Source organism: Azospirillum picis (assembly GCF_017876115.1).
GTDB classification, from domain to species: Bacteria; Pseudomonadota; Alphaproteobacteria; order Azospirillales; family Azospirillaceae; genus Azospirillum; species Azospirillum picis.
In genome coordinates this window covers 48,131-61,032 of sequence record NZ_JAGINO010000002.1, presented here as the reverse complement: position 1 = coordinate 61,032, position 12,902 = coordinate 48,131, and the positions used below count along the sequence as shown (strand labels likewise).

At 66.9% G+C, this 12,902-nt stretch carries 12 protein-coding genes and 2 tRNA genes; 10 read left to right on the top strand and 4 right to left on the bottom strand.

What is annotated here, in order from left to right:
* The first annotated feature begins 33 nt into the window (after window positions 1-33).
* Entirely contained in the window at window positions 34-321 is a 288-nt protein-coding gene (gatC, locus tag J2850_RS02680; protein ID WP_209978540.1) for an Asp-tRNA(Asn)/Glu-tRNA(Gln) amidotransferase subunit GatC, read from the top strand.
* Window positions 321-1,802, top strand: a complete 1,482-nt coding sequence (gene gatA / locus J2850_RS02675; protein WP_209978538.1) for an Asp-tRNA(Asn)/Glu-tRNA(Gln) amidotransferase subunit GatA — start codon at window positions 321-323, stop codon at window positions 1,800-1,802. The genes gatC and gatA overlap by 1 nt, the downstream gene beginning before the upstream one ends.
* A gap of 169 nt (window positions 1,803-1,971) precedes the next feature.
* Here gatA and J2850_RS02670 read toward each other — a convergent pair whose 3' ends face one another.
* Window positions 1,972-2,142, bottom strand: coding sequence for a hypothetical protein (locus J2850_RS02670; protein WP_209978536.1), 171 nt, complete (start codon window positions 2,140-2,142; stop codon window positions 1,972-1,974).
* A 60-nt stretch (window positions 2,143-2,202) separates the two neighbouring features.
* Window positions 2,203-2,394, bottom strand: coding sequence for a hypothetical protein (locus J2850_RS02665; RefSeq protein WP_209978534.1), 192 nt, complete (start codon window positions 2,392-2,394; stop codon window positions 2,203-2,205).
* Window positions 2,395-2,601: 207 nt separating this feature from the next.
* On the opposite strand from J2850_RS02665, the gene J2850_RS02660 reads away from it, so the two are divergent.
* A complete protein-coding gene (locus tag J2850_RS02660) occupies window positions 2,602-2,859 on the top strand; it encodes a hypothetical protein (protein ID WP_209978532.1) in 258 nt (85 codons plus the stop codon).
* 112 nt (window positions 2,860-2,971) lie between these two features.
* On the opposite strand, the gene glnA is transcribed toward J2850_RS02660, so the two are convergent.
* Together glnA and J2850_RS02650 are read right to left on the bottom strand one after the other, a co-directional pair.
* Window positions 2,972-4,381, bottom strand: a complete 1,410-nt coding sequence (gene glnA / locus J2850_RS02655; protein ID WP_209978530.1) for a type I glutamate--ammonia ligase — start codon at window positions 4,379-4,381, stop codon at window positions 2,972-2,974.
* A 272-nt stretch (window positions 4,382-4,653) separates the two neighbouring features.
* Window positions 4,654-4,992, bottom strand: a complete 339-nt coding sequence (locus J2850_RS02650; protein ID WP_012974531.1) for a P-II family nitrogen regulator — start codon at window positions 4,990-4,992, stop codon at window positions 4,654-4,656.
* Window positions 4,993-5,361: 369 nt separating this feature from the next.
* Here J2850_RS02650 and J2850_RS02645 point away from each other — a divergent pair.
* The 7 genes from J2850_RS02645 to clpX all read left to right on the top strand — a co-directional run bounded on the left by J2850_RS02645 (window position 5,362) and on the right by clpX (window position 12,768).
* A tRNA-His gene (locus tag J2850_RS02645) sits at window positions 5,362-5,437 on the top strand.
* A 196-nt stretch (window positions 5,438-5,633) separates the two neighbouring features.
* Window positions 5,634-7,097 (top strand): NAD(P)H-hydrate dehydratase, encoded by a 1,464-nt coding sequence (locus tag J2850_RS02640; RefSeq protein ID WP_209978528.1) that lies wholly within the window; start codon window positions 5,634-5,636, stop codon window positions 7,095-7,097.
* Window positions 7,098-7,218: 121 nt separating this feature from the next.
* Window positions 7,219-8,736 (top strand): malonyl-CoA decarboxylase, encoded by a 1,518-nt coding sequence (locus J2850_RS02635; protein WP_209978526.1) that lies wholly within the window; start codon window positions 7,219-7,221, stop codon window positions 8,734-8,736.
* A gap of 234 nt (window positions 8,737-8,970) precedes the next feature.
* Window positions 8,971-9,055: transfer RNA gene (locus J2850_RS02630), tRNA-Leu, on the top strand.
* A gap of 91 nt (window positions 9,056-9,146) precedes the next feature.
* Window positions 9,147-10,490 (top strand): trigger factor, encoded by a 1,344-nt coding sequence (tig, locus tag J2850_RS02625; RefSeq protein ID WP_209978524.1) that lies wholly within the window; start codon window positions 9,147-9,149, stop codon window positions 10,488-10,490.
* Between the two features lie 112 nt (window positions 10,491-10,602).
* Window positions 10,603-11,232, top strand: coding sequence for an ATP-dependent Clp endopeptidase proteolytic subunit ClpP (gene clpP / locus J2850_RS02620; protein ID WP_109109527.1), 630 nt, complete (start codon window positions 10,603-10,605; stop codon window positions 11,230-11,232).
* Window positions 11,233-11,505: 273 nt separating this feature from the next.
* On the top strand, window positions 11,506-12,768 hold the full coding sequence (gene clpX, locus J2850_RS02615) for an ATP-dependent Clp protease ATP-binding subunit ClpX (protein ID WP_209978522.1): 1,263 nt from the start codon (window positions 11,506-11,508) through the stop codon (window positions 12,766-12,768).
* Window positions 12,769-12,902 lie beyond the last annotated feature (134 nt).

The window sequence follows — 12,902 nt, the reverse complement described above, 5'->3', positions numbered from 1 at the left end:
CCGATTTCCAATGTTTTGGAAGAGAGTAGAGGCATGTCGCTCGACAAGGCCACGGTGGCCAAGATCGCGCATCTGGCCCGCATCAAGGTGCCGGACGAGGAACTGGAATCCCTGGCTGGGGAACTGAGCCAGATTCTGACCTTCGTGGAACAGCTCAACGAGGTCGACACGAAGGACGTGCCGCCGATGACCAGCGTCGCCGCGCAGAAACTGCGCCGGCGCAAGGACGAGGTCACCGACGGCGGCTATGCCGATCAGGTCCTGTCGAACGGCCCGGAAACGGCCGAAGGCTTCTACGTCGTGCCGAAGGTGGTCGAGTAATGACGGCGCTCACGCATCTCACCATGGCCGGGGCCCTCGACGGCCTCGCCAAGAAGGAGTTCACCGCGGTCGAGCTGGCCGAGGCGCATGTGCGTGCGGTCGAGGCCGTGCGCCCCTTCAACATCTTCATCACCGAGACCCCCGAAGCCGCCCTGTCGATGGCCAAGGCCAGCGACGAGCGCCGCGCCAAGGGAGAGGCCGGGCCGATGGACGGCCTGCCGATCGCGGTGAAGGACCTGTTCTGCACCAAGGGCGTCGCCACCACCGCCGGCAGCCGCATCCTGGACGGCTTCAAGCCGGAATATGAATCCACGGTGACCTCCCGGCTGTGGCGCGACGGCGCCGTCATGCTGGGCAAGGTGAACCTGGACGAATTCGCCATGGGTTCCGCCACCATCACCGCTCATCAGGGCGAGACGGTCAGCCCGTGGAGCCCCGGCGCACCGGGCGCCTGGGAGAAGAGGGTCGTCGCCGGCGGGTCTTCCGGCGGCTCCGCCGCGGTGATCGCGGCGCGTGCGGCTCTCGGCGCCACCGGCACCGACACCGGCGGCTCGATCCGCCAACCGGCCGGCTACACCGGCACCGTCGGCATCAAGCCGACCTATGGGCGCTGCTCGCGCTGGGGCATCGTCGCCTACGCCTCCTCGCTGGACCAGGCCGGGCCGATGACCCGCACGGTCGAGGATGCGGCGATCATGCTGCGCTCGATGTGCGGCTTCGATCCGAAGGACTCGACCTCCGTCGACATGCCGGTGCCGGATTTCCGCGCCGCACTGACCGGCGACATCCGCGGCCTGCGCGTCGGCATTCCCAAGGAATACCGCGTCGAAGGCCTGTCGGCCGAGATCGCCGCGCTGTGGGAGCAGGGCATCGCCTGGCTGAAGGAGGCCGGCGCCGAGCCGGTCGAGATCAGCCTGCCGCACACCAAATACGCGCTGGCCGCCTATTACATCATCGCGCCGGCCGAGGCGTCGTCCAACCTCGCGCGCTATGACGGCGTGCGCTACGGCCTGCGGGTCGAGGGCGGCAACCTCAAGGAGATGTACGAGAACACCCGTGGCGCCGGCTTCGGCAAGGAAGTGCAGCGCCGCATCCTGATCGGCACCTATGTGCTGTCGGCCGGCTATTACGATGCCTACTACAACAAGGCCCGCCAGGTGCGCACGCGCATCAAGTGGGACTTCGACGAGGCGTTCAAGAGCTGCGACGTCATCCTGACGCCGACGGCTCCCAGCACGCCATTCGCGATCGGCGAGAAGATGGACGATCCGGTGCAGATGTACCTGAACGACGTCTTCACCGTTCCGATCAACCTCGCCGGCCTTCCGGCGATGTCGATCCCGGCCGGGCTCGGTGCCGATGGCCTGCCGCTGGGCCTCCAGTTGATCGGCCGCCCGTTCGACGAGGAGACGCTGCTGCGCGTCGGCCAGGTCGTCGAGAAGGCCGCCGACTTCACCGCCGTTCCGCCTTTCATGGCGTGATCCGGCCATAGGGTGAGCCGGGCGAAATCCCGGACGGACAAGGGGGCCGTCCCGCAAGGGACCGGCCCCCTTTTTCATACAGCCCCTTTTTCATACAGCGTGAGGAACAGGCTTTCCCCCATCGTCACCGCAACGACAGGCGGGCGCGAAGGGAAAGGCTCCGTCACCCTCAAGCGCCGCCGATTCCCTGGACGTACCGCTCGCCGGTCTTCGGATCGACGTTTTCGCCCGTTCCCGGGGTGCCGGGAGGAGCCTCGTCCTTGTCGCTCATCCGCTCGACGGCGGGCTTCACCGGAATCGGTTTCGTGGCGGGCTGTTCAGGCTTCCTGTCCTCGGCCATGTCTGCATTCTCCCGTGCGTTGATCGTTCAACACACACCAACAGGGCAGGCCCGGCTTCGTCACTCCGCCGCTTCCAACGCCACCTGCGCCAGTTCCAGCAGCTTCCTGTCCACCTCGGCCTCGTCGTATCCGGGGGTGTCGGCCAGCGAGTCCCGCAGGCGCATGGTGATGAACTCGCCGGTGTGGTGCTTCTCGTAGAGGCGCACATCGCCCAGCGCCTTGGCGACGCGGTGCAGCCGGTCACGATCCATCTTGCTTTCTCCTCACTTGAACCATTGAAGGCATCCTGGCCGTTGCCCTGCCAACAGGCGCGCGGCGGCATCATCCCACGGACATGCCGACGCTTGTGTCGACGCTTGTGCGGTCCTCCATGCGCCGTACTGCGCCTGGATGGCGGAACAGGATGCCGCCTTCGCACGTCCCTTTCCCTGTAGCGACTGCTGGTGGGGAGCGAAGGCATGGTTCCTGACAGTGAGGTTCCCGACAGTGACCAACGGCGTGAACTGCTGAACCGCGTGCGTGTCGTGGTCGAGCATTACGAGCGTCACAGCACCGCCGGCGCCACCATCATGCGTGGCGTGCGCTATGACCTGGCGGTGCGGGCGACCGACCTCAACGGAGACGGCTGCCTCTTCCCCTCCTGCCGTTGCCCGAAGGCCGATTGCGCCGACCGCGCCGCCTGTCCGCCGCCGGACACCGGGGCCTGGATCCGGTAGGCGCCGCCCGGCAGAGCACAAAAGAAAACCGCCCCCGACGTGGACCGGGAGCGGTTTCGCGAAAAGCCGAAGACCGGGAGCGGCGCCCGTTGCCGAGCGCCGCGCCGAGGCATCAGACCGAGTAGTACATCTTGTACTCGATCGGGTGCGGCATGGTCTCGAAGGCCATCATCTCTTCCGTGCGGAGGTCGATGTAGCCGTCGATCATGTCCTGCGTGAAGACGTCGCCCTTGCGGAGGAACTCGTTGTCCTCGCGCAGCGAGCTCAGGGCTTCGCGCAGCGAACCGCAGACGGTCGGGACCTTGGCCAGCTCTTCCGGCGGCAGGTCGTACAGGTTCTTGTCCATCGCGTCGCCCGGATGGATCTTGTTCTGGATGCCGTCCAGGCCGGCCATCAGCATGGCGGCGAAGGCCAGGTACGGGTTGGCCGACGGATCCGGGAAGCGGACCTCGACGCGCTTGCCCTTCGGCGAGGCGACGTAGGGGATGCGGCAGGACGCCGAGCGGTTGCGGGCCGAGTAGGCCAGCAGCACCGGAGCCTCATAGCCCGGGACCAGGCGCTTGTAGCTGTTGGTCGACGGGTTGGTGAAGGCGTTCAGCGCCTTGGCGTGCTTGATGATGCCGCCGATGTAGTACAGCGCCAGCTCCGACAGGTCGGCATAGCCGTTGCCGGCGAACAGCGGCTGGCCTTCCTTCCAGATCGACTGGTGGCAGTGCATGCCCGAGCCGTTGTCGCCGAAGACCGGCTTCGGCATGAAGGTCGCGGTCTTGCCGTAGGCATGGGCGACGTTGTGAACGACGTACTTGTAGTACTGCATGTTGTCCGCGGTGCGGACCAGCGTGTCGAACTTGATGCCCAGCTCGTGCTGGGCGGCGGCCACCTCGTGGTGGTGCTTCTCGACCGGAACGCCCATCTCGGCCAGGACGCTCAGCATCTCGGCGCGCAGGTCGTTGCAGCTATCGATCGGGGCGACCGGGAAGTAGCCGCCCTTGGTGCCCGGGCGGTGGCCCAGGTTGCCGTCCTCGTATTCCTTGCCCGACGAGTAGGAGCCCTCGTCCGAGGCGAACTCGTAGGAAACCTTGTTCATGTCGACCGAGTACTTGACGTCGTCGAACACGAAGAACTCGGCTTCCGGGCCGAAGAAGACGGTGTCGCCGATGCCGGCCGACGCGGTGTACTTCTCGGCCGCCTTCGCGATGCCGCGCGGGCAGCGGGCGTAGGCGCCGCCGGTGCCCGGATCATACACGTCGCAGAGGATGTTCAGCGTCGGCTGGGCAGCGAACGGATCCATCACCGCAGTGGTCGGGTCGAGCTGCAGGATCATGTCCGACTCTTCGATGCCCTTCCAGCCGGCGATCGAGGAACCGTCGAACATGATGCCGTCCTCGAACACGTCCTCGTCGATGGTCGAGACGTGCTGGGCGGTGTGGTGCAGCTTGCCGCGCGGGTCGGTGAAGCGCAGGTCCACGTACTTGACGTCGTGTTCCTTGATCAGGTCGAAGACCTTGCTGATGTCGGACATGTCTCTTTTTCCACGCATTAAGAGGGTTGGATCCCGCTGCGTCAAACCGCCGCCGGACACCGGAAGGCTGTCGGGGGGCGGGAGGCGGCGCTGGCGGTGGACGTTATCTCACGCCTTTCTTCCCCAGACAACTTGCCAACCCAAAAAGTCGCATAGCCGTCATATGCGGCCATAGGCCGGCCGGCGGAAGCAGCGCTTGTCGGGAAGGAGAGGGGAAATCGGCGCATGTTGGCTGGTGCTGATGGCTGGGTGGGACTGGACGCCGGACGCGATCAGATCGCGTCGGCCCCTTTCTCGCCCGTGCGGATGCGGACCACTTCTTCCACGGGCGTGACGAAGATCTTGCCGTCGCCGATGCGGCCGGTATGCGCGGCCTGCTGGATCGCCTCGATCGCCCGTTCCACCAGGGAATCCTCCATCACCACCTCGATCTTCACCTTCGGCAGGAAGTCGACGACATATTCCGCGCCGCGGTAAAGCTCGGTATGGCCCTTCTGGCGGCCGAAGCCCTTGGCTTCGGTCACGGTGATCCCCTTGATCCCGACCTCGTGAAGGGCCTCCTTCACTTCGTCGAGCTTGAACGGCTTGATGATGGCTTCGATCTTCTTCATGGGTCTCTCGTGTACGAGGTGCCAACGCCGGCAGGCACCGTCCGCGGCACTGCCGGCAAGCGACGACGGTAAGCATGGAGCGTGCCACATTCGGCCGATCCGGCCCGTCGGCATCGACGCTGGTCATAAGCCCGTTGGATGCCATCCGATGGTGCAGCCTGCTGCTTAAGGATGCGGCGAAGTGAACAATATTTGTGCAAATGGTGCAAGGGATCTGCAGGCCGTCGCCTTCAACCCCGCTCCGGCCGGCGGAGCGGTGCGAACCGGACGGGCGTGGAGAAGTTTTTTCGCGCCCATGAAAAAAGGCGCTTGACCCCTGCGGCGAGCTGGAGCATAACGCGGCTCCCGACGGCGGAAACGCTGACGGCGGCGGTGGTAGCTCAGTTGGTAGAGCCCTCGGTTGTGGTCCGAGTGGTCGTGGGTTCGAGTCCCATCCATCGCCCCATTCCTCTCTTCCCTTGAAAATCCGTGACCTGCATCGTCCGCGCGGCTGGCTGGCCGTTTCGCGGGCGTTTATGCTTGTCCGGCCCTCGTCTTTCCGCGAAGAATTCGTCTTTCCGCGAAGAACTTGCCTACGGTTAGAATGGCTGAGTTCATGTTCGCCCGGAGGGGTGATGGCGCCGGAGGCGGGGGAGAGCGGGATGGATGAGCTTCTGTCCGTCGCGGAAATGTATCGGGCCGACCAGCTTGCGATGGCCGCCGGGGTTTCCGGCCCGGCCCTGATGGAGGCGGCCGGCGCCGCCGTGGTCCACGCGGTCTGCGAACGCTGGGCGCCGCATCCCACGGCGGTTCTGTGCGGCCCCGGCAACAACGGCGGCGACGGCTTCGTGATCGCCCGGCTGCTGCTGGAGGCAGGGTGGCCGGTGCGGCTCGCCCTGCTCGGCACGCGGTCCGCCCTGACCGGCGATGCCGCGGTCGCGGCCGACCGCTGGCCCGGCCCGATCGAGGCCGCCGACCCCTATATCCTGAAGGGCAACCCGCTGGTGATCGATGCCCTGTTCGGCGCCGGCCTGTCGCGGCCGCTCGACGGGATCGCGCGGGCCATCGTCGAAGCGATGGATGGCCGGACGGTGGTGGCGGTGGATGTCCCCAGCGGCCTGCATGGCGACAGCGGTCGCGTGCTGGGGGCCGCGCCGCAGGCCTCGCTGACCGTCACCTTCTTCCGGCGCAAGCCCGGGCATGTTCTCCTGCCGGGCCGCACGCTGTGCGGCGAGGTGGTGGTCGCCGACATCGGCATCCCCGACCGCGTGCTCGACAGCATCAATCCCCGGACCGCGGTGAACGGCCCGTCCCTGTGGCGCCACCGTTTCCCGTGGCCGGCGCTGGACGGGCACAAATATGCGCGCGGGCATGCGGTCGTCCTGGGTGGCGGGCGGATGACCGGCGCGGCGCGGCTCGCCTCGCTGGCGGCGTTGCGGATCGGGGCCGGGCTGGTGACGGTCGCCTGTCCGCCCGAGGCGTTTGCGGTCTACGCCGCCGGATGCCCGAGCGTGATCGTCGATCCGGTCGGGGATGTGGAAGCCTTCGCCCGCCTCCTGGGCGACCAGCGCAAGAATGCCGTCCTGCTCGGCCCCGGGGCGGGGCGGGGGCCGCAGACGCATGCCGCCGTCATGGAAGCGCTGGATGCCGGGAAGGCCTGCGTGCTCGACGCCGACGCGCTGACCAGCTTCGCCGATGCGTCCGACGAGTTGTTCGACCGGCTCGGCGGACGCTGCGTGCTGACCCCGCACGAAGGCGAGTTCGCCCGCCTCTTCGGCGATTCGGTCGGCATGGACGGGGACAAGCTTTCGCGGGTGCGGGCCGCCGCCGCGCGGTCCGGTGCCGTGGTGCTCCTGAAGGGCGCCGACAGCGTGGTCGCGGCTCCCGACGGGCGGGCGGTGGTCAACGTCAACGCGCCGCCCGATCTTGCCACCGCCGGAACCGGCGACGTGCTCGCCGGCATGGTGCTGGGGCTGCTGGCTCAGGGCATGGACGGCTTCGAAGCCGCCTGCACGGCGGTCTGGCTTCATGGGGAGGCGGGCAGGGCATTCGGCCCCGGCCTGATCTCCGACGACCTGCCGGCCGCCTTGCCGGGTGTGCTGAAGGCACTGAAGGCGCAGGGCTGACCGGGCGGCGCCCTCGCCGCGGCGGCCCGCCACGGCATCGCTCCCGGCATCGGCAGTACCCCTGACGGCGGAGTTCGCCCGGTCCCTTGCAGCCGGCCGGCGGTGGGGCCAGAGTCGGTCCATGAGCGATGCACCCGACACCACAACGCTGGAGCCTGTGCCGCCATCGCCGGCCGCGCAGCCCACTTTCCTCGACCGCGCGCTGGACAACCTGCGCACCCGTTGGCGCGAGATCGCCGCATCGGCCCGCGGCGCCGTCGGCGCGCCGCCGCGCACCCATCTTCCGAAGGAGGATGCGGAGCGGCTGAAGGAGCAGATCGAGGCGTGCCTGGAATCGCGTGGAGGCGAGGTTTCCGCCCGCGCCCGCGCCGCCCAGCTCGGCCGCACCTACCTGGCGCTCGACCCCCAGGGGCGGCGCAATTTCCTGATGATGCTGGCCCGCGATTTCGACGTCGACCGCGAGGCGGTCACTGAAGCCATGGCCACCTTCCAGGCGGCGGCGGATCCGGTCGCCCGCGGCCACGCCGAGCGTGCCCTGCGCCGGGCGCTGGAACCGCCGCGCCTGCGGCTGCTGACTCAGTTCAACGCCCTGCCGGAAGGGGTCAAGTTCCTGGTCGACCTGCGCGCCGAGCTGATGGAGATGGCGCGGGACGAACCGCTGCTACAGGCGCTGGAGGACGATCTCAAGAACCTGCTGCGCGCCTGGTTCGACGTCGGGTTCCTGGAGATGCATCGCATAACCTGGGACAGTCCGGCCTCGCTGCTGGAACGGCTCATCAAGTATGAGGCGGTGCACGAGATCAGCGGCTGGCAGGACCTGAAGGACCGGCTCGATTCGGATCGCCGGTGCTTCGCCTTCTTCCACCCGCGGATGCCGAACGAACCGCTGATCTTCGTCGAGGTCGCCCTGGTGCAGGGCATGTCGGACAACGTCCAGGCGCTGCTCGACCCGAGCGCGCCGGTTTGCGACCCCAAGAGCGCCGACAGCGCCATCTTCTATTCCATCTCCAATGCCCAAAGCGGGCTGGCCGGGATCAGCTTCGGCAATTTCCTGATCAAGCGGGTGGTCGACGGGCTGGCGACCGAGTTCCCCAACATCAAGTGCTATGCCACGCTGTCGCCGATTCCCGGCTTCCGGCGCTGGCTCGACCGGACGTTGGAACGCGATGGCGACGCCGTGCTGACCAGTGCCGAGGCGGAGCGGCTGGCCGGCCGCCTGGCCGAACTGGAAGCCGCCGCCTCCGGCGGGCCGGCGCAGGATGAGGCGCCGGACGAGTCGCCGCTGCTCGCGCGGGCGCTTGCACGGCCGGGCTGGCACGAGGACGAGGATCTGCAGACGCTGTTGCGCGGGCCGCTGATGCGGATATGCGTGCGCTACCTGACGACGGTGCTGACGACGGGCCACGGGCGGCCGCGCGCCCTGGATCCGGTGGCCCATTTCCACCTGACCAACGGTGCGAGGATGGAGCGCCTGAACTGGCTCGCCGACCGGCAGCCCAAGGGGTTGCAGCAGTCGCTGGGCATGATGATCAACTACCGCTACCGGCTGGGCGAGATCGACACCAACCACGAGGCCTACAGCGGCGACGGACGGATCATCGCCTCCTCGGCGGTCCGGGCGCTCGGCAAGGCCGGATGACGCTTGGCCCGAAGCCGCCCGCCTACGGCCGAAGGCCCGTCCGAAAGCCCGGCCCGAGACCGTGACGGCGCTCGCCGGCGGGGGGCGGAATGGCTTCTCCGCCCGGACGTGGGGCCACTCCGTTCGGCTGGCCCATTTTGCCTGTTTGCTTCCGGCGTGCTGTGCTATAGACCGGACTTCGCCGGCGGTCCGGCGGGTGTTCCGGCACCCGTCGCGGCTGCCTTTGCCATGAACGCGGGCGTGGCGGAATTGGTAGACGCGCTGGATTTAGGTTCCAGTGACTTCGGTCGTATGGGTTCAAGTCCCTTCGCCCGCACCATGGCAGCACCTTGGACCGCATGGACAACACGGATTCGGGCCGCCCGGACGGGCGCCGCCGGGCCGGAACAACGAGATAGGCTTTCGTTCCGATGAACATCACCGAGACCAGCACCGACGGCCTCAAGCGCGAATTTCAGGTCGTCGTTTCCGCCAAGGACATCGAAGAGAAGGTGAACGGCAAGCTGGAAGAGCTGCGCCGCACGGTCCAGTTGCCGGGCTTCCGTCCTGGCAAGGTGCCGGTCACCGTGATCAAGCAGCGCTACCAAGGCGCCGTCCTGTCGGAGGTGCTGGAGGACGCCATCTCCGACAGCTCGCGTCAGGTGCTGAGCGAGCGCGGCCTGCGCGTCGCGCTGCAGCCGAAGATCGAGGTGGAGAAGTACGAGGAGAAGGGCGACCTCACCTACAAGATGGCCGTGGAGCTGCTGCCGGACGTCGAGCCGGGCGACTTCACCTCCATCGAGCTGGAGAAGCCGGTCGCCGAGGTGACCGACGAGGCGGTCGAGGAAGCCCTGTCGCGTCTCGCCTCCTCCCACTCCACCCAGGCCCCGGTCACCGAGGATCGTCCGGCTGAGACCGGCGACATCGCGGTGATCGACTTCGCCGGTACGGTCGACGGCGAGGCGCTGCCGGGCATGGACGGCAAGGACTACCCGCTGGAGCTGGGTGCCGGCCGCTTCGTCCCGGGCTTCGAGGAGCAACTGGTCGGCGCCAAGGTCGGCGAGCACCGCACCGTCAACGTCACCTTCCCCGAGGACTACCCGCACGAGCGCCTGAAGGGTGCTGCGACGGTGTTCGAGGTCGACGTCAAGGAGCTGCGCAAGAACGTCCCGGCCGAGGTCAATGACGAACTCGCCAAGGAGTTCGGCATGGAGAGCCTGGACAAGATGCGCGAAGCCATCCGCGACCGCATCAAGGGCGAGTATGACGGCATGTCCCGCCTGCGCGTGAAGCGCCAGTTGCTGGACAAGCTCGCCGAGGCCTACTCCTTCGACGTGCCGCCGGGCATGGTCGACATCGAGTTCGAGGGCATCTGGAGCCGCCTGCAGGAGGAGCTGAAGAACGGCACCGCCGGCGAGGACGCCGGCAAGTCCGAGGACGAGCTGAAGGCGGAGTACCGCGCCATCGCCGAGCGCCGCGTGCGCCTGGGCCTCCTGCTGTCGGAAGTCGGCCGCCGCAACGACATCCAGGTCACCCAGGACGAGGTGAACCGCGCCCTGATCAACGAAGCCCGCCGCTTCCCCGGCCAGGAGCGTCAGGTGTTCGAGTTCTTCAAGCAGAACCAGCAGGCGCTGGACAACCTGCGCGCGCCGATCTTCGAGGACAAGGTGGTCGATCACATCCTGGATCAGGCCAAGGTCAGCGAGAAGACCGTCAGCGTCGAGGAGCTGAGCAAGGACGAGGACGAGGCCGGCGACGAATCCGCTGCCGCCTAAACTCCCAGAAGGAGTGGGGGCGGACTACCATCCGCCCCCGAAGGTTCCTATATGTGGTTCCGTGCCGGCAACGATCACCGGTTCAGCCAACTGCGGGGGCAGGGAAGAACACATGTACGACTTCGAGCCGAAGATGAATGCTCTGGTCCCGATGGTCATCGAACAGACCAACCGGGGCGAGCGCGCGTACGACATCTATTCGCGCCTGCTGAAGGAGCGGATCATCTTCCTGATCGGCGGAGTGAACGACGCCGTCGCCAGCCTGATCTGCTCGCAGCTCCTGTTCCTTGAGTCGGAGAACCCGAACAAGGACATCGCGCTCTACATCAATTCTCCGGGCGGTTACGTCTCGGCCGGCCTCGCCATCTACGACACCATGCAGTACATCCGTCCGCAGGTGTCGACCGTGTGCATGGGCCAGGCGGCTTCCATGGGCTCGCTGCTGCTGGCGGCCGGCGCGCCGGGCAAGCGCTTCTCGCTGCCGAACAGCCGCATCATGATCCACCAGCCGTCGGGCGGTGCCCAGGGACAGGCCTCGGACATCGAGATCCAGGCCCAGGAGATCCTGAAGCTGCGGTCGCGCCTGAACGACATCTACGTGAAGCACACCGGGCAGGACCTCGACACCATCGAGACCGCCATGGAGCGCGACAAGTTCATGTCGCCGGAAGAGGCGAAAGCCTTCGGCCTGATCGACGAGGTCGTGGAGAAGCGCCCGGGCGTCGACCATAGCCATTCCTGAGTGCACCCAACAAAGGGTTGATCGGGTCGTGGCGCTGTTGTTGAATGGCGATGACACGATCCGGTCATCAGGCTGGTGCAGCGGCGGCAGGACGCGAAAGCGGATGCCCGGCGAGGGGACGGCAGGGGTCCCGGAACGTGATGCGTCGCAAAAACGACGCGTGACCTTGTCGCGGACGCCGTCCGCGATAACCTGAGTAGGACCGGCGTCGGGGGGCGCCGCGAACGGGCATGGTCCCAGGGGCCACGCCTCCCGCGAGATGACGGAGTACCGATGAGCAAGTCCAGCAGCGGCGATTCGAAGAACACGCTCTACTGCTCCTTCTGCGGCAAGAGCCAGCACGAGGTCCGCAAGCTGATTGCCGGTCCGACGGTATTCATCTGCGATGAATGCGTCGAACTGTGCATGGACATCATTCGCGAGGAGAACAAGACGACCCTCGTGAAGTCCCGCGACGGGGTTCCGACTCCGCGCGACATCCATGCGGTGCTCGACGATTACGTGATCGGACAGTCCTACGCCAAGCGCGTGCTGTCGGTGGCGGTCCACAACCACTACAAGCGCCTCGCCCACGGGACGAAGCACAACGACGTCGAACTGGCGAAGTCGAACATCCTGCTGATCGGCCCGACGGGCTGCGGCAAGACGCTGCTGGCCCAGACCCTGGCCCGCATCATCGACGTTCCCTTCACCATGGCCGACGCCACGACGCTGACCGAAGCCGGCTATGTCGGCGAGGACGTCGAGAACATCATCCTCAAGCTGCTCCAGGCCGCCGACTACAATGTCGAGCGGGCGCAGCGCGGCATCGTCTACATCGACGAGGTCGACAAGATCAGCCGCAAGTCCGACAACCCGTCGATCACCCGCGACGTGTCGGGCGAAGGCGTGCAGCAGGCGCTGCTGAAGATCATGGAGGGCACCGTCGCCTCCGTGCCGCCGCAGGGCGGGCGCAAGCATCCGCAGCAGGAGTTCCTGCAGGTCGACACCAGCAACATCCTGTTCATCTGCGGCGGCGCCTTCGCCGGGCTGGACAAGATCATCGCCCAGCGCGGCAAGGGCACCAGCATCGGCTTCGGCGCCGATGTGCGGTCGGCCGACGAGCGTGCGACCGGCGAGATCCTGCACGAGGTCGAGCCCGAGGATCTGTTGAAGTTCGGCCTGATCCCCGAGTTCATCGGCCGTCTGCCGGTGCTGGCCACCCTGTCCGACCTGGACGAGGCGGCGCTTGTCGAGATCCTGAGCAAGCCGAAGAACGCCCTGGTCAAGCAGTACCAGCGCCTGTTTGAGATGGAGGATGTCCATCTCGAGTTCTCCGAGGACGCCATGAAGGCCATCGCCCACAAGGCGATCCAGCGCAAGACCGGCGCCCGCGGCTTGCGGTCGATCATGGAAGCCATCCTGCTCGACCCGATGTTCGACCTGCCGGGCCTGACCGGCATCGAGAGCATCCTGGTCAACAAGGAAGTGGTCGAAGGGCGTGCCAAGCCGCTCTATGTCCATGCCGAACGGCGGAGTGAGGCGCCGGGCGCCTGAGTCGTCCGGCGGATTCGATCCTGGGTTGTTAAGGAGGGGCGCTTCGGCGCCCCTTTTTCATGCCTGCGTGCAGGCGCAGACAGGGAGCCCATTTTAAAACTAGAAGTGGTCTCTTAGACATTCAACCATATCCG